Consider the following 19505-nt stretch of genomic DNA (forward strand, 5'->3'; position numbering starts at 1 on the left):
CAACGGTCGACAGATCCAAGCCAGGACACGCCGGTCTGCTCTCACGCGAGTCAAACCGCGGTTCGGGACAGCACGCCATCATCCTCACAACTCTCGCGGTTGTCCGATGCGCGGTGCCCGCAGATGCTGCAGGTTTGCGACGTGTAGGCAGGATTCACTCTCTCGATCCGTCCCGGCGCCTTGTCCTCCAGACGCTGGACAAGCAGCCCCCACCCGTTGGCCAGAATGCCCCGGTTCAGTCCGGCCTTGGCACGGCGACGGTTCGGCAGGTACACCGCCTGTCGTTCCGGATCGGGCTTGGCCTTCGGCCGCCTGGTCATCTGTGCTACCTGCAGATCCTCCACGCGGATGACATCGAACCGCCGGGCGAGGTCGGTACTGGTTTTCTCGATCCAGTCCTTGCGCCGGTCGCCGGCACGCGCGTGCAGCTTGGCGATCGCGGCCTTCATCCGGTGGCGCCGGTTGGAGCCGCGACGGCACCGGGCCAGGCGACGCTGAAGGTGCTTGAGCCGTTCCTGTTCACGTTCCGACAATCCGGGACACGACAGGAGTTCGCCGGTGGACAAGGCGGCCGAGACGGTGACGCCGCGGTCGACGCCGACGACCTCCCCCGTACCCGGTGCGGGGATCGGCTCCGGGATCGCTGCGAAGGCGAGGTGCCAGCGGCCCGCGCGGTCTCGGGTTACCCGGTACGACTTCGCCTCGGGTATCGCACGGGAGAGCCGGAACCGGACCCAGCCGATCTTGGGCACCAGCACCCGCGCCCACTTGCGGTTCACCCTAATGATCCGGGATGCCTGGGGTCCGACGATACGGAACCCCTCGTGCAACCCGGCTTTGCGCCACGTTGGCCGCCGGTGGGAGCCTGCGTAGAAGTTCTTGACGGCTTGGTCGAAGTCCCGCAAGGCCTGCTGTTGCACGGTCTGCGACGCGGCCCGCAGCCAGTCGAACGCGATGCGTGCTTCGGTGAGTTGCCGTGCCTGCTCGACGTACCCGGGCGTCGCGGCTTTGTCGGGGGTCCACATCGACCACTGCTCGAGCGCCAGGTTCCACACGTACCGGGCATGGCTGCACTGCTGCAGCAATGCTGCTTGCTGCGCGGGCGTCGGGTACAGCCGGAACCGGGACACGCTACCTACCCAATCAGCCGGCACCGACAGTCGCCGACCCCCGAAGGGAGGCAGTCGCGGTTCATCCCCGGCCTGAAGGACAGGCTTTCCCCGCGACCTAACAAATGAGTGGGATCATCGACGCGCACGGGCATCTCGGCGCGTGGTTCGCGTTCGCGATCGCGGACAGTTCGACCGAGAGCCTGGTCCGGGTGATGGACAGCTGCGGCGTCGCGACCATGTGCGTCTCCCACCTGCTCGCGATCGGACCCGACTCCCGGGCCGGCAACGCGTTGCTGCTGGACGAGATCCAGAAGCATCCGGGCCGCTTCCTCGGGTACGCCGTCTACGACCCACACGACCCGGAGGCGCCACAGCGAACGGCCGACCTGCTCGCGACGCCTGGCGTGATCGGGCTGAAGCTGCACCCCGACACACATCAGCACCCGCTGGACGGACCTGGGTACGCACCGGCGTTCGAGCTTGTCACCGAGCACGGTGGAATCGTCCTGTCGCACGGGATGTACGGCTCGCCCTGGTGCGATCCGGCGCGGTTCGCTGAAGTCGCCCCGCGCTACCCGTCGGTCGAGTTGCTGATGGGCCACGCCGGGCTGTTCCCGGCCGGACTGCCCGCGGCCGCTGAGGTCGCCACGCGGTACCCGAATGTCACGCTCGAGATCTGCAGTTCCCGGCTGACCGCGCGGCACGTGGCCTGGCTCGTGGCGACTGTCGGCGCGGATCGGATGGTGTTCGGATCCGACGCGCTGTTCCTCGACCTGCGCGTCGGGTTGGGGCGGGTGATGCTCGCGCCGATCGAGCCGGCCGACCGCGACCAACTGCTGTTCGGCACCATGACGAGGCTCCTGGAGGCATCGCGATGACGCTCGCAGTAGACGGCGGTACGCCGGTACGACGTGCCGCCTGGCCGAGCTGGCCACCACCGGCGACGCAGGAACAGCGCGAACTGCTCCTGGAGGTGCTCGACAGCGGCGCGTGGGGCGCCACGTCGGGGACGAAGGTCAACGAGTTCACCGAGGCGTTCACGCGTTCGGTCGGGGCGTCGTACGGCGTGAGTGTCGTCAACGGCACCGTCGCACTCTTCCTCGCTCTGCGAGCACTGGGCGTCGGCCGGGACGACGAGGTGATCGTGCCCGCGTACACGTTCGTGGCCAGTGCGACCTCGGTCGTTCTCGCGGGCGCGCGTCCGGTGATCGCAGACGTCACGCCTGACACGCTGCACCTCGACCCGGCCGCGGTCGAACGGCTGATCGGTCCGCGGACGAAGGCGATCATGCCCGTTCACCTCGCCGGTGCACCGGCGGATATCGAGGCGCTCAGGCAGTACGGCGTACCGATCGTCGAGGACGCGGCGCAGGCGCACGGTGCGACGTGGCACGGCCGGCCGGTGGGCACGTTGGGCGATGCCGCGTGCTTCAGCTTCCAGTCCAGCAAGGCGATGACGGCCGGCGAGGGTGGGCTGATCGTCACGGACGACGAGGACGTGTACCGGCGGCTGTGGGCGTTCCACAACGTCGGACGCAATATCGAGGGCGGCTGGTACGAGCACCCCGATGTCGGCTGGAACCTGCGGATGACGGAGTTCCAGGCCGCCGTTCTGATCCCGCAGCTCGGCACCCTCGACGAGCAGGTCGCGACCAGGGAACGCTCGGTCGGATTCCTCCGCAAACAAGGTCTGGACATCCTGCCCGAGCCGGCCGGTACGACCAGGAGCAGCCATCACCTCGCGCTGTTGCGCTACGACCCGCATCAGTACGGCGGACGCAGCAAGGCGGACTTCATCGCGGCGATGACGGCCGAGGGGATCCCGCTGGATTCCGGCTATCGCTCGCTGTCGCGCGAGGACGCACTCCGCCCGTACACAGACCTGAAGCCTTGCCCGGTGGGGGAGGCGGCCGAGGATTCCGTCGTGTGGATCCGGCAGAGTCTGTTGATGGCCGCCGAGGAGGATCTCGCCGACATCGTCACCGCGATGGTCAAAGTTCAGCAGGCATTCTCCCGGCGCTGAGGGTACGCCGGACAGCCTCGCGAACCGACTGTGGTGACAGGTCGGTCAGCACGGCGGAGACATGACCGTCCGGACGGATCAGCCACGCCTCGCCGGGGCGAGCGCCAAGCACGGTGTGGTCAACGCCGAGGTCGGCGAGGCTGAGGACGCGATGTGGTGCCGTGGTGAACGCTGCGAGCCGAACCGGCTCAGTTGTCAGGAGCAACAATCCGTCGCGGACCAGCTCGCGGAGCCGGCCACCTCCGGTCACGGGTGCATCCGGAATCAGGATGCCGGGACCGGCCGATGGCAGTTGGCCGCGTGGTGGCCGGCCCGCGAACGGGCGGGTCGGATCAACGGTGGTCAGCGGCGAGTCGACGTACCAGAAGGGCTCGGCGAAGCGGCCCGAGTCCACGTTCGCCACCTCGGCCGGGTCGGCCGCGGCAGCTTCGAGCAATGCACGTCGTCGTGACCAACCAGCCTCGTCCGGCGGGACCAGGAAGCGCATGGTGGCGCTGGTGATGGCGAGATTCTCGAGTGCGGCCGCGTGCCGTTCGAGGTGGTAGGTCTCGAGGAGTTCCTCCGGCGCCCAGCCGTGCAGGACGAAGGCGAGCTTCCAGGCCGCGTTCTCGGCGTCCGGGACCCCGGAGTTCAGGCCGCGGGCACCGAACGGGGCGTACAGATGCGCACAGTCCCCGGCGAGCAGCACCCGGCCGACCCGCATCCGGTTCGCACACCGGGACTGGAACCGGTACACCGACTGCCACACGAGCTCGTACGGTCGTTCACCCACGATCTGCCGGATCCGCGCGTCCAGCCGACCGTCGGCAAGCTCGGCCTCCGCGTCGAAGTCCTCCGGCACCTGCCAGTCGATCCGGTAGGTCGAATCCGGGCACGGATGGATGAGGACCTGGCGGTCCGGGTTCCAGACCGGGTCGAAGTAGAACCGCCGCTCGTTCTCCCACCCCGCCAGGTCCGCGCGGATGTCGCAGATCAGGAACCGATCGTCGAAGCTCTCGCCCTCGAACGTGATCCCGAGTCGCTGCCGCAGCGTCTCGGCCCGCGCACCGGCGCACAGGACGGCGTACGAAACCCGCAGGATGCCGGAGTCAAAGGTCAGCGTGACACCGGTGTTGTCCTGTGAGATGCCGGTGACCTCCAAGCCCCAGCGGACCTCGATCAGCGGTTGAGCGGCGATGCAGTCGTCGAGGATCGCCTCGGTGCGGCTCTGGGAGATGTTCACGCACGGCGGCAAGGCCGAGCGGCCGGGGTCCGCGAACGACCAGGAGAACAGCTCGCGGTCGCGGTAGAACGTGCGCGCCGTCGTCCACGCCAGACCTTCGCGGGCGATCCGGTCCGCGCCGACCGAGGCCCAGATGTCGAGTACGTCCCGCTGCTGGCAGATCGACTTCGAACCGACGACATCCCGGGCCGGTCGCTGGTCGAGCAGGATCACCGGTAGGCCCCAGCGGGCCAGCAGTAACGCGGTCGTCTGCCCGACCGGTCCGTTGCCGATCACCGCGACCGGCGTGCCGTCATACAAGGCTGTCCCAGACCTCGCGGTCACGTTCGGCGGTCCAGATCCGCGGCCAGTCGATGCCGTCCAGTTCGTCCCACAGACGCTGGACGTCGAACGGCAGGCAGTGCTCGAAGATCGGCCAGCGACCGTACTGCGGAGCCAGCGCCTCATGCGCAGCCCGGAACGCTTGGGCCACCGTCCCACCGCGCGAGTGCACCGCCCCGACCTGCTCCCGCAGTACGAGCAGGAAGTGCCGGGTCTGCTCGATCGCGGCGTCGACCGCGTCCCGCCCACGCGGTACGGCGCCACGGCCGCCGACGAGCACCTCGGCCTCGAACGCCTTCACCCGATCCAGCGTTCCGGTCGACCAATCGGTGTGGAAGGCGTCTCCGGTGTAAAGCGCGGCCTGCGCCTCGACCAGATCACCGGCGAACAGGACACGCTGGCGGGGGAGCCACGCGACGATGTCCCCGGCGGTGTGGCCGCGGCCGCAGTACTGAAGGACCAGCTCACCGCGTTGCCCGCCGAGGTCGATGGTGAGCCGATCGGAGAAGATCAAGGTAGGCCAGGTGAGCCCGGGGATCGAGTCTGGCTCCTTGAACAGCCGCGGCATCCGGCCGAACTCACTGTCCCAGTCCTGCCGGCCGCGTTCCTCGATCAGTGTGCGGGTGTTGTCGTGCGTGATGATCACATCGGCGCCGAACGCGGACGCGCCCAGCACCCGCACCGCGTGGTAATGGCTGAGCACCAGATAACGCACCGGTTTCGTGGTGTGCTCCCGGAGCTTGTCCAGCCACTCCTGGGCCGCGACGGGCGTGGCCCTGGCCTCGAAGGCGACCAGGAAGTCCTCGGCCTCGATCGCCCCGACGTTCGGGTCGCCCTCCGCAGTCAGCGCGTACACCCCGTCGGCAAGGACCTCGAGCGTCTCGGTCTTCGCGGCCAGATCACCCGAAGAAGCGAACGGTTTCACGCGACCTCCCATGTCCGTTTCCTGCCACTCACCGTGACATCCGACGGTCCATCGGTAAAGGATCGAAGCCATGAGTCCCAACGTTGTTGTCGTTCTCACCGACCAGCAGCGGTGGGACACCACCGGGCTGCATGGGAATCCGGTGGGGCTGACGCCGAACTTGGATCGGGTCGGCCGGGCGGGGACGCATTTCGCCAACTCGTTCACCTGTCAGCCGCTCTGTACGCCGGCCCGGGCGACCCTGCAGACGGGGCTCTACCCGACGACCGCGGGCCCGTTCCGCAACGGCGTTCCGCTGCCCGAGGACGCCCGGACCCTCGCGCACCATTTCGGTGCCGCGGGCTACGAAACGGCGTACGTCGGGAAATGGCATCTCGGCGACTCCGCCTCCCGCGGCCCGGTCGCACCGGAGCAGCGCGGTGGCTACGAGTACTGGCTGGCCGCGAACGCGCTCGAACACACCTCGGACTCCTACAACACGATCGTGTACGACGACAGCGGCGCGCAGGTGAAGCTGCCCGGCTACCGCGTGGACGCGCTGACCGACGCCGCCATCCGGTACGTCGCCCAACCGAAAGAGCGGCCGTTCTTCCTGTTCCTGTCGCTGCTCGAACCACATCACCAGAACCGACGCGACGACTACCCGGCTCCCGAGGGCTACGAAGAGGCCTATCGCGGTGCGTGGACGCCGCCGGACCTGGCGACGCTCGGCGGCACGTCGTACCGGCAACTGCCCGGGTACTACGGGATGGTCAAGCGGATCGACGAGGCGTACGGGCGACTGCTCGACGCGCTGACGAGCCTCCGGCTGCGGGACGACACGATCGTCTTGTTCACCTCCGACCACGGGAACCACTTCAAGACGCGCAACTCCGAGTACAAGCGCTCCGTTCACGACGCCTCGATCCGGGTCCCGACCGTGGCCACCGGCGGCGTCTTCACCGGAGGCGGTCAGGTCAACCAACTGCTCAGCCATGTCGACCTCGCACCGACCCTGCTCGACGCCGCCGGACTCCCGGTGCCGAAGGAGATGCAGGGCAGGTCGGCCGTGCCGCTGCTGCACGATCGCAAGGCCGAGTGGGGTGACGACGTCTTCGTCCAGGTCAGCGAGTCCGAGACGGCCCGCGCGGTGCGGACGCAGCGATGGAAGTACGGCGTCGTCGCACCGGACTGCGATCCGAGCGCAGCCGGCTCGGACCACTACGTCGAGACCTATCTGTACGACCTGATGGCCGACCCGTACGAGCTGGACAACCTCGTCGGCTACCGCTCACACACCCACGTCGCCGCGCGGTTGCGGGAGCGACTGATCAACCGGATGACCGACGCCGGTGAAGCACCGCCGACGATTGCCGTCAGCCCTGAGCGCGACTCAGCTCAACTGCACATCGAGCCTGCCGAGGCCGACCTCTAGGACGTGAGGTCCTTGAAGGCAGCCAGTGCGCGCTGGATGTTCTCGACCGAGTTCGCGTACGAGAAGCGCAGGTGACCCTCGCCGTACGCACCGAACGACGTGCCCGGCAGGCAGGCGACACCGGCTTCCTCGAGCAGGCGGTCGGCCAGGGTCGCGGCGGACATGCCGAGCTCGGTGATGTTCGGGAACGCGTAGAACGCGCCACCCGGCTCGACACACGACACACCTGGTACGGCGTTCAGGCCCGAGACGATCACCTCGCGCCGTTCCCGGAACGCGTCGAGCATGGTGTCGACGTCGTCCCAGGGACCTTCGAGCGCGGCGATCGCGGCGTGCTGGCTGAAGGCCGACGTACAGGAGACCGAGTTGATCACCAGGCGGGTGATCGGCTCGACCAGCGCCGACGGGAACACGCCGAAGCCCAGTCGCCAGCCGGTCATCGCGAACGTCTTGGACCAGCCGTCGAGCAGGATCGTCCGCTCGGCCATCCCGTCGATGTCGAGCACGCTGTGGTGGTCGCCGTCGTACCGCAGCGCCCAGTAGACCTCGTCGCTGAGAACGACCAGGTCGTGCCGGATGGCGATCTCGGCGATCGCCTCGAGCTGCTCGGGGGTCGAGGCGCTGCCGCACGGGTTGTGCGGAGAGTTGAGGATCAGCAGCTTGGTCCGCGGGGTGACCAGCGACGCCAGCTCCTCGGGGTCGATGACGAAGCCGTTCTCCTCGCGCAGCGGCACCGGGACCGGCGTCGCGCCGGCGAAGGCGGCGATCGAGGCGTACATCGGGAAGCCCGGGTCCGGGTAGAGGACCTCGTCGCCCTCCTCGCACAGCGCCATGATCGTGAAGAACATGATCGGCTTGGCGCCCGGTGTGATCAGCACCCGGTCCGGTGAGGTGTGGAGCCGGCCGGTGCGCTCGAGGAAGTCCGTCACCGCCGTCCGCAACTCGGGGATGCCGGGAGCCGGCACGTAGTGCGTGTGACCCTTGTCCAGCGCCTGCTGCGCGGCGGCCGCGACATGGGCCGGGGTGTCGAAGTCCGGCTCGCCGATCTCGAGGTGCACGATCTCCCGGCCGCTCGCTTCCAAGGCCTTGGCCTTGGCCAGCACCTCGAACGCCGACTCGGTCCCGAGACGTTCCATCCGCCCAGCTAGTTTCACAACGCCGAGCCTAGTCCACTGGTTGGTTACCCGCTGAGAGCGCTTGCCGTGCGTGAAATCATCGGCGATGACAGCTGGAGAAGGAGTGAGGATGGCACGGGTTGCGGTCACCGGGAGCAGCGGCAAGCTCGGCCGGGCGGTAGTCGATCACCTGCTGGACAACGGGTGGGACGTGGTCGCCCTCGACCAGGCGCCGCCGGCCCGGACCGGCGTCACCTCGTCGCGGGTCGATCTGACCGATTTCGGCCAGACCTATGAGGCACTGGCCGGTATCGACGACCGGCACGACGGTGTGGACGCGGTCGTCCACCTGGCCGCGATCCCGGCGCCGGGGCTGCGGCCGAACGCGGCGACGTTCGAGAACAACATGGTCGCGACGTACAACGTGTTCTCCGCGGCATTGCGGGCCGGCGTGCGCAACATCGTCTGGGCGTCGAGCGAGACCGTCCTGGGTCTGCCGTTCGACGACTTCCCGCCGTACGTGCCGGTGGACGAGGAGTATCCGCCGCAGCCGAACAGCACCTACTCGCTGGTGAAGACGCTGGAGGAGGAGCTGGCCCGGCAGCTGGTCCGGTGGCATCCGGACCTCAAGCTGATCGGCCTGCGGTTCTCCAACGTGATGTACCCCGAGGACTACGTGAAGTTCCCGTCGTTCGACGCGGACGCCCGGCTGCGCAAGTGGAACCTGTGGGGCTACATCGACGCCCGCGACGGCGCCCAGGCGGTCCGCAAGGCGCTCGAGTACGACGTCACCGGCACCGACGTGTTCATCATCGCGAACGCGGACACGGTGATGACCCGGCCGAACGAAGAGCTCCTGGCCGAGGTCTTCCCCGGCGTACCGGTGAAACGGCCCTTCGGTCCGAACGAGACCCTGCTGTCCATCGACAAGGCCCGCAAGCTCCTCGGCTACGACCCGCAGCACTCCTGGCGCGACTAGCTCACCGGTCCGAACGGGAACACCCGGTCCGGGTCGTACGCCGCGCGCACCTCGGCCAGCCGGGCGAACGTGTCCGCCGGCCAGCACGCCTCGTACGAACCGGGGACGGAGAACCCGCCGGCGAAGTTGACCGTGTGCTCGGGCGAGATCCAGCCGGCCAGCGGCGCGGTGACACCATCGGCCGTGGCGGGCAGAACCTTCTCGAACAGGCTCGGATCGGGTACGCCGATCATCACCAGGCTGTACGCGCCGCCACGTCCACCGACCGCGCTGCCCTCCGGTACGTCGCGGTGCATCGCGCCACCCAGCAGCCGGATCTCGATCGCGACCAGCGGCAACTGCTGGTCCGGCCCGGCGACGTCGAGGAACGCGGCGGCGAAGTCCGCGTCCAGGTCGGTCAGCAGCATGCCGCGGTCCCACGCCGTGACCGGATCTTTCGGGTCGTTGTGGATCAGCGCGATGTTGCTCGCCGGCATCTCGCCGACGCCGTCGATGAACGCCGTACCGGCGTCCCGGATCGGCTGGAGCAGGCGCTCGCCCTCGGCCGGGTCCCCGGCGAAGGCGTAGCGGACGGTCAGCGACGTCTTGCCCCGGAGCGGTTCCGGGATCGCCTCGATCGGGGGCAGGCGGAGGATCGCGACCGACGAGTTCACCGTCTCCGGGGCCGTCTTGGTCCACTCGACCCAGGTGCTGAACACGGTGCTGATGTCGTCCGCGGCGAAGAAGAGCGAACCGCCGTACAGGGTGCTGAGCTCGACGAGCTCGAAGTCCATCGACACGACCAGGCCGAGTCCGCCCTTGCCGCCGCGCAGTGCCCAGAACAGGTCGGAGTTCTCCTCGGCGTTCGCGGTGACGACCTCGCCGGCGCCGGTGACGACGCGGAACCCGCGGGCGAAGTCGGACGAGACGCCGTACGTCCTGGTCAGCGGTCCGAGCCCGCCGCCGAGGGTGTAGCCGATGCAGCCGACCGCGTCGGAGGCTCCGGTGATCGGTGCGAGTCCGTGCTCGGCCGCGGCCGCGACCACCTCGGCCCACCGGCAGCCGGCCTCGATGTGCGCGATCCGGCCGTCGATCGTGACCGTCGAGAGCCGTGAGGTGTTGACCAGCACACCGTCGGTGATCGGTGTCGGCGATCCGTGTCCCGTCGCGAGGACGCGGACCGGCGCACCGCTGGACGCCGCCGCGCGCACCACCGCGACCGCGTCGGCCTCCGACGTGATCCCGACGGCCACCTCGGGCCGGTGCTGTGCGGACAGGTTGAACCCCGCCACCTCACCCGCGAATCCCTCGTCCTCGGGCCCGAACACCGGCCCTGCCACCGCACCCCGAAGCTGATCCATCAATTCGGACATGAAGCCTCCCCTCTCCAGCCACGCAGTCTTCCTCGCGAAAGGGTCAGCTGATGCGGACGCGGAGGCGGCGGAAGCCGCGGCCCTTGCTCTCCATCTTCACGACCTCCATCCGGCCGATCATCGCGGTGGAGGCGACGTGGGTGCCGCCGTCGGCCTGGGTGTCGAGGCCGGCGATGTCGACGATCCGGACGATCTCGATGCCGGGTGGCAGCAGGTTGGTGGCGGTGCGGATGATGTCGGGGATCGCGAACGCTTCCTCGCGCGGCAGGTTGGCCACCGTGATCCGGCGGTCGCTGCGGATCTCCGCGTTGACCGCCTCCGCCACCCGGTCCTTGAAGTCGGGCGGGACCTCGGCCAGGTCGAAGTCCATCCGGGCCGTGAGCGGCTCCATGTTCCCGCCGGTGACGAGGGCGCCGAAGTCCCGGAAGACCACGCCGGTCAGGACGTGCAGACCGGAGTGCGTCCGCATCAGATCGGTCCGGCGCTGATCGTCGAGCGCACCGCGGACCGCGGTCCCCACCGGCGGCACCGGGTCGTCCTCGTGCGGCATCAGGTAGAGGTCGTCACCCTTGGCCGTGCCGAGGATGCGGGTCCGGACGCCGCCCCAGAGCAGGACGCCCTCGTCCGGCGGCTGGCCGCCTCCGCCGGGGTAGAACGCGGACCGGTCGAGGACGATGCCGCGCTCGGGATCGACGCCGATGACGACCGCGTCCCACTCCCGCAGCGTGGCGTCCTCGAGGTCCAGTCGATGGGTGTGTCCGTGCTGACTCACCTTGCCGAATCTAGCAACCAGCCGTTGACCCCGGGCGCGGTGCCGGGGATTCTCGATGCGGGGGTGGGGGAGATGGGACAACGCAGCCCGCTGGTGACGCTCGCGGCGACAGCCGTCGGTCTGGTGGCCCTGCTTGTCGTGAACAGCACCCAGACCGGCACATCCAGCCCCGGCGCCGCTGCGCCCGCCGCGCCTGCCACAACGAGTCCGCCGCCCTCACCGGACGCGACAGCGACTGCTACCCCCACTCCTGCTCCGACGACCCCGGCTGCCACCACGACGCAGCAGATCATCGCGGTCTACACAGGTCGTACGACGGGACGCGAGGCGACCCTCGCGGTCGCCGTGAAGGGCGGCCGGGCGGTGGCGTACGTCTGCGACGGCCGGCGCGTCGAGGCCTGGCTGACCGGAACGCACACGGCCGGTCGGCTCGCGCTGCGCTCCAAGGCCGGTGACCAGTTGGCCGGCACCCTGGCCGCAGAGGGCGTCACCGGAACAGTCACGGTCCGCGGTCGCCAGTGGTCCTTCACGATCGACAAGGCAGACCCACCGGCCGGCCTGTACCGAGCAAAGACGTCGAGCAACACGATCGGCTGGATCATCCTCCCCGACGGCAGTCAGGTCGGTATCGACAACGACGGCACCCCGGCTCCCGCGCCTCGGCTCGATCCGGCCAGCGGCACGGCGACAGTCGGCGACGCAGCGGTCACGGCCGCGTCGATCACCGGCGACGAGACGTTCTGAGGAGAGCAATGACGACGACTGTCCCGGTCCGCGCCGCGAGCAGGGCCGTGCTCCCGTTGTCCGTCGGTGCCGCGGTCGCCATCGCACTCGGGGTCTACGGCCGGCTGCACGAGCCGACCGGCGTCGCGGTGAACGTGGCCGGGTTCTCCAGTCCACAGTCGGTGAAGGCCTGGCTGACCACGGTCGCCGTGGTGCTGGCCGTCGTACAACTGGTGTCGGCGCTGGCTCTGTTCGGGCACCTGAAAGGGTTGGCGGGGCGGCGCTGGGTCGGGCCGGTGCATCGGTGGTCGGGACGAGCCGCCGTCCTGGTCACGCTCCCGGTGGTCGCGCATTGCCTTTACGCGTTGGGATTCCGGTACGACGAGCCTCGCGTCCTCCTGCACTCCCTCCTCGGCTGCTTCTTCTTCGGCGCGTTCGCGGCCAAGATGCTGACGCTGAGCCGGTCCGACCTGCCGCGCTGGCTGCTGCCGGCGGTCGGCGGGGCTGTCTTCACCGGCCTGGTCGGACTGTGGCTGACCTCGTCGCTGTGGTTCTTCACCACCTTCGGCATCATTCGTTGAGAGGACCCACTGTGGACGAAGCGAGTCGCCGTTCTGTCCTCGCCGCGGGCGCTGCCGCCGTCGCCGCGGTCGCCGGCTGCAGCACGTATGGCGAACCCAAGAACGCGCCGGCCCCGTCGGCTCCGGCCGACGCGGTGCTCGCGAAGACCGGTGACATCCCGGTCGGCGGCGGCGTGATCATCGGGGCCAGTCAGGTCGTCATCACCCAGCCCACGGCGGGCACGTTCAAAGCGTTCACGTCGGTTTGCACGCATGAGCAGTGTCAGGTCGCCACCGTCGAAGGCGGCACGATCAACTGCACCTGCCACGGCAGCAAGTTCGACATCAACGACGGGTCGGTCGTCAAGGACCCGGCGCCGCAACCGCTGGCGGCCAAGCAGATCACCGTCACCGGGGATTCCATCCAGCTCGCTTGAGTTCAAGCGCCCTTCAACTGGGATCCTGGCGGCATGGCCGAATTCGGAGTGCAGGTGACGCCGACCGCGGAGGTCGGGTTGCATCGGGAGCTGGTCGCGGCGGCGGAGGAGGGCGGGCTCGACCTGGTCGCGGTACAGGACCATCCGTACGCACCCAGCCAGATCGACGCGATGACGTTGATCGGGGATCTGCTGGCCAGGACCGAGCGGCTGCGGTTCTTCCCGGACGTCTCGCCGCTGCCGCTGCGGCCGCCGGGACTGCTGGCCCAGTCGGCCGCGGCGCTCGACGTACTGTCGGGCGGGCGGTTCGAGCTCGGGCTGGGCGCCGGCGGATTCCAGCGCGGTATCACCGGCATCGGCGGCCCGAGCCGTACGCCGGCCGAGGCCCTCGAGGCACTCGCCGAGGGGATCGGCCTGCTCCGGCGGCTGTGGACCGAGCCCGACCGAGTGGTTGCTGATGGCAAGTACTACCCGCTGAACGTGCGGACCGGGCCGCTGCCGCCGCACGACATCGCCATCTGGGTCGGTTCGGTCGGACCGCGGTCGATGCAGCTTACCGGCCGGCTGGCCGACGGCTGGGCCGCGCCGATCCCGCGCTACCTCCCGTACGACGAGTGGGCCGGTGCGAACGCGATCATCGACAAGGCGGCCACGGCGGCCGGCCGGGACCCGGCGGACGTGGTCCGGATCGCACAGATCGTCGGGACCATCACCGACGGACCCGGCGCCACCGATACCACCCAGGGCGACGTCCCGTTGCGCGGTACGCCGGACCAGTGGGCCGCGTTCTTCGCCCGGCTGGCCACCGAGCAGCCGTTCCGGACGTTCATCTTCTGGCCGGAGCAGCACGATCTGACCCAGATCACCCGGTTCACGGCGGACGTCGTACCGGCGACGAAGGCGCTCCTGGGCTGATTACCACGGGTGACGACGCTCCCGAAGAGGGGGCCGACTCGACGGTAGGGCTTCCGGACTGAAAACCTGTGCCAGCGACGGCGATCCTGTCGCGAAACGCAAGGTGAGACACGGAGGCGGTCGATGTACAAGCGTATCGCAGTGGTGAACCGGGGCGAGGCCGCGATGCGGCTGATCAACGCGGTGCGTGAGCTCAACGCCGAGGGCGGTGAGCCCATCGAGACGATCGCGCTGTACACGGAGGGTGAGCGGACCGCTACCTTCGTCCGCGAGGCCGACATCGCCTACCCACTGGGTCCGGCGTCGGCGCGGCCGTACCTCGACCTGCAGGTGCTGGAGCGCGCCCTGCGCGAGACCGAGGCCGACGCCGCCTGGGTCGGCTGGGGGTTCGTTGCCGAGGATCCCGCCTTCGCGGAGTTGTGCGAGCGGCTCGGCGTGACGTTCATCGGGCCGCCGCCAGAGGCGATGCGCAAGCTGGGCGACAAGATCGGGTCCAAGCTGATCGCCGAGGAGGTCGGCGTACCGGTCGCGCCGTGGAGCCGTGGCGCGGTCGAGTCGCTGGATGCCGCGTTGGAGGCGGCCGCGTCGATCGGCTACCCGCTGATGCTGAAGGCGACCGCCGGCGGTGGCGGCCGGGGGATCCGCGTGGTCCGGTCGGCCGAGGAACTCGAGGACGCGTACGCGCGGACCAGTGACGAGGCGGCCCGGGCGTTCGGCAGCGGTGTGGTGTTCCTGGAGCGCCTGGTCACCGGCGCCCGCCACGTCGAGGTGCAGGTCATCGCCGACGGTCAGGGCACCGCCTGGGCGCTCGGCGTCCGCGACTGCTCGGTGCAGCGCCGCAACCAGAAGGTGATCGAGGAGTCCGCCTCCCCGCTGCTGTCCGCGGCCCAGGTCGAGGACCTGAAGGCATCGGCGGAGCGGCTGGCGCTCGCGGTCGGCTACCGCGGTGCCGCGACGGTCGAGTTCCTGTACCACCCGGGGGATAAGGTCTTCGCGTTCCTCGAGGTGAACACCCGGCTGCAGGTCGAGCACCCGATCACCGAGCTGACCACCGACTTCGACCTGGTGAAGGCCCAGTTGCACGTCGCCGCCGGCGGTCGGCTGGAAGGTGCCAAGCCGGCCGAGACCGGGCACGCCGTCGAGGCCCGGCTGAACGCCGAGGACCCGGACCGCGACTTCGCACCGTCGCCTGGGCGCATCGCCGTCCTCGACCTGCCCGCCGGGCCCGGGGTACGAGTGGACACCGGGGTCAGCGCGGGGGACAGCATCCCGGCCGACTTCGACTCGATGATCGCGAAGATCATCGCCTACGGCCGGACCCGCGAGGAGGCGCTCGCGCGACTGCGCCGGGCGGTGGCCGCGACCACCGTGCTGATCGACGGCGGCACCACCAACAAGAGCTTCATCCTCGAGCTGCTGGACCAGCCTGAGGTGATCGACGGCAGCGCCGACACCGGCTGGATCGACCGGGTCCGCGGCGAGGGACGGCTGGTCTCGCACCGGCACTCCGGCGTCGCGCTGGTCGCGGCGGCGATCGAGGGATACGAGGAGGCCGAGCAGGTCGAGCGGGCCCGGTTGCTGGAAACCGCGCACGGCGGCCGGCCGCAGGTGCAGCACGAGGTGGGCCGGGCGATCGACCTGAAGCTCCGCGGGGTCGTGTACCGGGTGACCGTCGCACGGATCGGGCCGGACCGGTTCCGGGTCGGTGTCGGCAGTGGCACCGAGTTCAAGGTGGTCGACGCCGAACTGGAGCGGCTGGACTCCTACAGCAGCCGGCTCGTCGTCGGCGGGCAGCGATTCCGGCTGGTCACCGCGACGCACGGACCTGTCCACCTGGTCGAGGTCGACGGTGTCACGCACCGGGTCAGCCGCGACGAAGGCGGCGTACTGCGTTCGCCTGCTCCGGCACTCGTGGTCGCGACGCCGGTCCAAAGCGGCAGCGTGGTCGAGGCCGGCGCCCCAGTACTGGTGCTGGAGAGCATGAAGATGGAGACGGTGCTGAACGCGCCGTTCAAGGCCACCGTGAAGGAGTTGCTGGTCTCGACCGGTAGCCAGGTGGAGACGGGTGCGCCGCTGCTCCGGCTGGAGCCTGTTGACGACGAGGCCGCGGAGGAGGCGGCGCCGGTGGAGAACGGCGTCAAGCTGGATCTGCCGAACGGGTCGGGGGAGAAGTCCGCGGCCGAGCGGGCCGAGCGGGGTCTGGACGACCTGCGCAGCATGCTGCTCGGCTTCGACATCGACCCGCGCGACGAGGGCGGCATGCTGGCCGACTACCTCGCCGCGCGCTCGGAGCTGCCGGAGCCGCCGGTGCGCGCCGAGATCGCCCTGCTGCAGGTGTTCGCCGACTTCGCCGAGCTGAGCCGCAACCGGCCGGCCGGCGAGGAGATCAGCACCGAGAACCGGGTGCACAGTCCGCGGGAGCACTTCCACACCTACCTGCAGAGCCTGGACCCCGAGCGCGGCGGCCTGCCGCCCGAGTTCGAGGCCCGGCTCGGCCGGGTGCTCGGCCACTACGGTGTGACCGACTCCGAGCGCAGTACCGAGCTGGAGGAAGCCGTCTTCCGGATCTTCCTCGCCCAGCAGCGGTCCACCCCGGACGTGCTGCTGGTGACGGCGGTGCTGCAGCGCTGGATCGCCGAACCGCGGCCGGCCGCCACGCTGGACGAGGGCGCGCACGAGCTGCTGGACCGGCTGGTACTGGCCACCCAGCTGCGCTTCCCGGTGATCGGCGACCTGGCCCGGAGTGTGCGGTTCCGCTGGTACGACCAGCCACTGGTGGACGCGGAGCGGGCCTCGGTGCTGGCAGGTGTCAGTGACGAGGTCGCGTCGCTCGCCGCGGACGACCCGGCCGCGCCGAACCGCAAGGAGCGGATCGACGCGCTGGCGAGCATCCCGGAGCCGATCGTCCGCTTCCTGGCCCAGCGCCTCGAGCAGGGCTGGGGTGAGCGGGAGCCGATGCTCGAGGTGCTCATCCGCCGGCACTACCGCGAGTACGAGCTGCACGACCTGCGGGAGTTCGCTGTCGACGGACGGCCGTTCGCGACCGCCGACTACTCGATCGACGACAGGCTGAGCCACCTGGTCACCACGGTCGGCACGGTGGCCGAGTTGGCCGACCCGGACAGTGGCCTGGTCCAGGCACTGACCGCGCAGGTGGACACCCGCCCAGCCGGACACGAGGCCGTGACGGAGCTCTACCTGCATGGCCCAGACGTGCCGGAGGCCCAGCAGGAGGCGTCCGACCTCCTCCGCGACCTGGTGGCCGCTCTGCCGGTCTCCCAGCAGGTGCGGCGCTTCTCCGTCGCGATCGCACCGGGTCAGGACCGGCCGGTCTGGTACTTCACCTACCGCCCGGCCGCCGGCTCGGTGATCGAGGACGACAATGTCCGTGGCGTGCACCCGATGGTCGGCCGGCGACTGACCCTGTGGCGGCTGCACGACTTCCGGATCACCCGGTTGGACGCGCCCGAGGATGTGCTGCTCTACCACTGCGTGGCCCGTGACAACGAGGCCGACCAGCGGCTCGTCGCGCTGGCCCAGGTCCGCCAGTTCGCGGTGGTCCGGGACGAGGACGGGCAGGTGACCTCGCTGCCGCACGCGGAGCGGGCGATCGCGAACTGCCTGGAGGCGATCCGGCGGGCCCGCACCGAGCGCGGTGCAGCCGGGGCCAAGCTCGACATGAACCACGTCTGGGTGCACATCTGGCCCCAGGTCGACGCGCAGGTCGACGAGCTCACCGCGCTGCGGCGCAACATCGCGCCGATGACCGCCGGTGCCGGGATCGAGGAGGTCCTCGTCCAGGGCCGGGTGGCGACGCCGGACGGCTCGGTCAACCTGCTGGCCGCGCGGTTCTATTACCAGCACGGTGCGGGCGTCGTCACGTCGGTGGAGCAGCCGCCGACCGAGCGACTCAAGCCACTCGACGACTACGCGCAGAAGGTCCAGCGCTCCCGCCGTCGCAACACGGTCTACCCCTACGAGGTCGCCGGCATGGTGGCCGGGCCGGGCGGCACCTGGACGGAGTACGACCTGGACGACGCGGGCGCGCTGGTCCCGGCGTCGCGGCCGCGCGGACTGAACAAAGCCGGCCTGATCGCCGGTGTGGTCACCACGCCGACCTCCCGGCACCCGGAGGGTGTCACCCGCGTCGTGCTGAGCGGCGACCCGACCAAGGCGCTCGGCGCGGTGGCCGAGGCGGAATGCTCGCGGATCATCGCAGCGCTCGACCTGGCCGAGCGGATGCGGGTCCCGGTCGAGTGGTACTCGCTGTCCGCCGGTGCCCGGATCTCGATGGACTCCGGCACCGAGAACATGGACTGGGTGGCGAAGGCGCTGAAGCGGATCGTCGAGTTCACCCAGGACGGCGGCGAGATCAACATCGTGGTGGCCGGGATCAACGTCGGCGCGCAGCCGTACTGGAACGCCGAGGCGACGATGCTGATGCACACCAAGGGCATCCTGGTGATGACGCCGGACAGCGCGATGGTGCTGACCGGCAAGCAGTCGCTGGACTTCTCCGGCGGTGTCTCCGCGGAGGACAACTTCGGCATCGGCGGCTACGACCGGGTGATGGGCCCGAACGGCCAGGCGCAGTACTGGGCGCCCGACCTCAAGGGTGCCCGGGACGTGCTGATGGCGCACTACGACCACACGTACGTCGTGCCGGGGGAGGCCGGTCCGCGCCGGGCCGAGACGTCCGACCCGGTGGACCGCGACGTGACGACGTACCCGCACAACGTCGCGGGCAGCGACTTCCGGACCGTCGGCGAGATCTTCTCGGCGGTGACGAACCCGGAACGCAAGAAAGCCTTCGACATCCGCACGCTGATGCGGTCCGTCACCGACCAGGACCACCCGGTCCTGGAGCGCTGGGCCGGGATGGCCGACGCGGACACCGCGGTGGTGCAGGACGCGCGGCTCGGCGGGTACCCGGTCTGTCTGCTCGGGATCGAGTCCCGGTCGGTGCCGCGCCGGGGCTTCCCGCCCACCGACGGCCCGGACACCTACACCGCAGGCACGCTGTTCCCGCGCTCGTCGAAGAAGGCGGCCCGGGCGATCAACGCGGCCAGCGGGAACCGGCCGCTGGTGGTGCTGGCCAACCTGTCCGGCTTCGACGGCTCCCCGGACTCGATGCGGAACCTGCAGCTCGAGTACGGCGCCGAGATCGGCCGCGCGATCGTGAACTTCGACGGCCCGATCGTGTTCTGCGTGGTGTCGCGCTACCACGGCGGTGCGTTCGTGGTGTTCTCCAAGGCGCTGAACCCGTCGATGACGGTGCTCGCGGTGGAGGGCTCGTTCGCCTCGGTCATCGGCGGCGCGCCGGCGGCCGCGGTCGTGTTCGCCGGCGAGGTGGACGCCCGGACCGCGTCCGACCCACGGGTGGCGGCGCTGGCCGAGCGGGTCCGCGAGGCGACCGGAGCCGAGCGGGCCGCGCTGGCGACCGAGCTGGCCGAGGTGCGAACCGCCGTACGGGCCGAGAAGCTGGGCGAGGTCGCGACCGGGTTCGATCGGGTGCACAGTATCCAGCGCGCCGTCGAGGTCGGCTCGGTCGATGCGGTGATCAGCGCCAACGAGTTGCGCCCACAGTTGATCGGGGCAATCGCCGCCGGCCTGGCCGGTAGTTAACTGCGGGCTT

15 protein-coding genes are annotated in these 19505 nt (G+C 69.9%); 9 read left to right on the plus strand and 6 right to left on the minus strand.

The annotated features are described in order from the left end of the window. Positions 1–50 precede the first annotated feature (50 nt). Entirely contained in the window at positions 51–1130 is a 1080-nt protein-coding gene (locus tag ACGFIF_RS27560) for an RNA-guided endonuclease InsQ/TnpB family protein (RefSeq protein WP_393158385.1), read from the minus strand. Between the two features lie 104 nt (positions 1131–1234). On the opposite strand from ACGFIF_RS27560, the gene ACGFIF_RS27565 reads away from it, so the two are divergent. Both ACGFIF_RS27565 and ACGFIF_RS27570 read left to right on the plus strand, forming a co-directional pair. Continuing rightward, positions 1235–1990: an amidohydrolase family protein gene (locus ACGFIF_RS27565; protein WP_393158386.1), complete on the plus strand. Its 756-nt coding sequence runs from the start codon at positions 1235–1237 to the stop codon at positions 1988–1990. Next, positions 1987–3135, plus strand: a complete 1149-nt coding sequence (locus tag ACGFIF_RS27570) for a DegT/DnrJ/EryC1/StrS family aminotransferase (protein WP_393158387.1) — start codon at positions 1987–1989, stop codon at positions 3133–3135. The genes ACGFIF_RS27565 and ACGFIF_RS27570 overlap by 4 nt, the downstream gene beginning before the upstream one ends. Here the strand turns inward: ACGFIF_RS27570 and ACGFIF_RS27575 are convergent. Together ACGFIF_RS27575 and ACGFIF_RS27580 are read right to left on the minus strand one after the other, a co-directional pair. Further along, positions 3104–4681: an FAD-dependent monooxygenase gene (locus tag ACGFIF_RS27575; RefSeq protein WP_393158388.1), complete on the minus strand. Its 1578-nt coding sequence runs from the start codon at positions 4679–4681 to the stop codon at positions 3104–3106. The genes ACGFIF_RS27570 and ACGFIF_RS27575 overlap by 32 nt on opposite strands. After that, positions 4650–5603 (minus strand): MBL fold metallo-hydrolase, encoded by a 954-nt coding sequence (locus tag ACGFIF_RS27580; RefSeq protein WP_393158389.1) that lies wholly within the window; start codon positions 5601–5603, stop codon positions 4650–4652. Before ACGFIF_RS27580 ends, ACGFIF_RS27575 begins: the two co-directional genes overlap by 32 nt. Before the next feature lie 70 nt (positions 5604–5673). On the opposite strand from ACGFIF_RS27580, the gene ACGFIF_RS27585 reads away from it, so the two are divergent. Next, on the plus strand, positions 5674–7017 hold the full coding sequence (locus tag ACGFIF_RS27585; RefSeq protein ID WP_393158390.1) for a sulfatase-like hydrolase/transferase: 1344 nt from the start codon (positions 5674–5676) through the stop codon (positions 7015–7017). On the opposite strand, the gene ACGFIF_RS27590 is transcribed toward ACGFIF_RS27585, so the two are convergent. Next, a complete protein-coding gene (locus ACGFIF_RS27590) occupies positions 7014–8171 on the minus strand; it encodes a pyridoxal phosphate-dependent aminotransferase (protein ID WP_393158391.1) in 1158 nt (385 codons plus the stop codon). The genes ACGFIF_RS27585 and ACGFIF_RS27590 overlap by 4 nt on opposite strands. A gap of 91 nt (positions 8172–8262) precedes the next feature. Between ACGFIF_RS27590 and ACGFIF_RS27595 the strand changes: the two genes are divergently transcribed. After that, positions 8263–9111 (plus strand): NAD-dependent epimerase/dehydratase family protein, encoded by an 849-nt coding sequence (locus tag ACGFIF_RS27595; protein ID WP_393158392.1) that lies wholly within the window; start codon positions 8263–8265, stop codon positions 9109–9111. On the opposite strand, the gene ACGFIF_RS27600 is transcribed toward ACGFIF_RS27595, so the two are convergent. Both ACGFIF_RS27600 and ACGFIF_RS27605 read right to left on the minus strand, forming a co-directional pair. Continuing rightward, positions 9108–10463, minus strand: a complete 1356-nt coding sequence (locus tag ACGFIF_RS27600; RefSeq protein WP_393158393.1) for an FAD-binding oxidoreductase — start codon at positions 10461–10463, stop codon at positions 9108–9110. The two genes, ACGFIF_RS27595 and ACGFIF_RS27600, sit on opposite strands and share 4 nt — an antisense overlap. A 43-nt stretch (positions 10464–10506) precedes the next feature. Then, positions 10507–11235 (minus strand): alanyl-tRNA editing protein, encoded by a 729-nt coding sequence (locus tag ACGFIF_RS27605; protein WP_393158394.1) that lies wholly within the window; start codon positions 11233–11235, stop codon positions 10507–10509. 72 nt (positions 11236–11307) lie between these two features. On the opposite strand from ACGFIF_RS27605, the gene ACGFIF_RS27610 reads away from it, so the two are divergent. From ACGFIF_RS27610 to ACGFIF_RS27630, 5 genes are all read left to right on the plus strand, one after another. Further along, the gene (locus tag ACGFIF_RS27610; RefSeq protein ID WP_393158395.1) at positions 11308–11979 is read left to right on the plus strand and encodes a hypothetical protein; all 672 of its coding nucleotides are present in this window, start codon (positions 11308–11310) and stop codon (positions 11977–11979) included. Between the two features lie 8 nt (positions 11980–11987). After that, entirely contained in the window at positions 11988–12539 is a 552-nt protein-coding gene (locus tag ACGFIF_RS27615) for a DUF6529 family protein (RefSeq protein ID WP_393158396.1), read from the plus strand. An 11-nt stretch (positions 12540–12550) separates the two neighbouring features. Next, entirely contained in the window at positions 12551–12955 is a 405-nt protein-coding gene (locus ACGFIF_RS27620; protein WP_393158397.1) for a Rieske (2Fe-2S) protein, read from the plus strand. Between the two features lie 33 nt (positions 12956–12988). After that, positions 12989–13870 (plus strand): LLM class flavin-dependent oxidoreductase, encoded by an 882-nt coding sequence (locus ACGFIF_RS27625; RefSeq protein ID WP_393158398.1) that lies wholly within the window; start codon positions 12989–12991, stop codon positions 13868–13870. 123 nt (positions 13871–13993) lie between these two features. Then, positions 13994–19495, plus strand: a complete 5502-nt coding sequence (locus tag ACGFIF_RS27630; RefSeq protein ID WP_393158399.1) for a carboxyl transferase domain-containing protein — start codon at positions 13994–13996, stop codon at positions 19493–19495. The last annotated feature ends 10 nt before the right edge of the window (positions 19496–19505 follow it).

Source organism: Kribbella sp. NPDC049174 (assembly GCF_043197365.1).
Lineage (GTDB): Bacteria > Actinomycetota > Actinomycetes > Propionibacteriales > Kribbellaceae > Kribbella.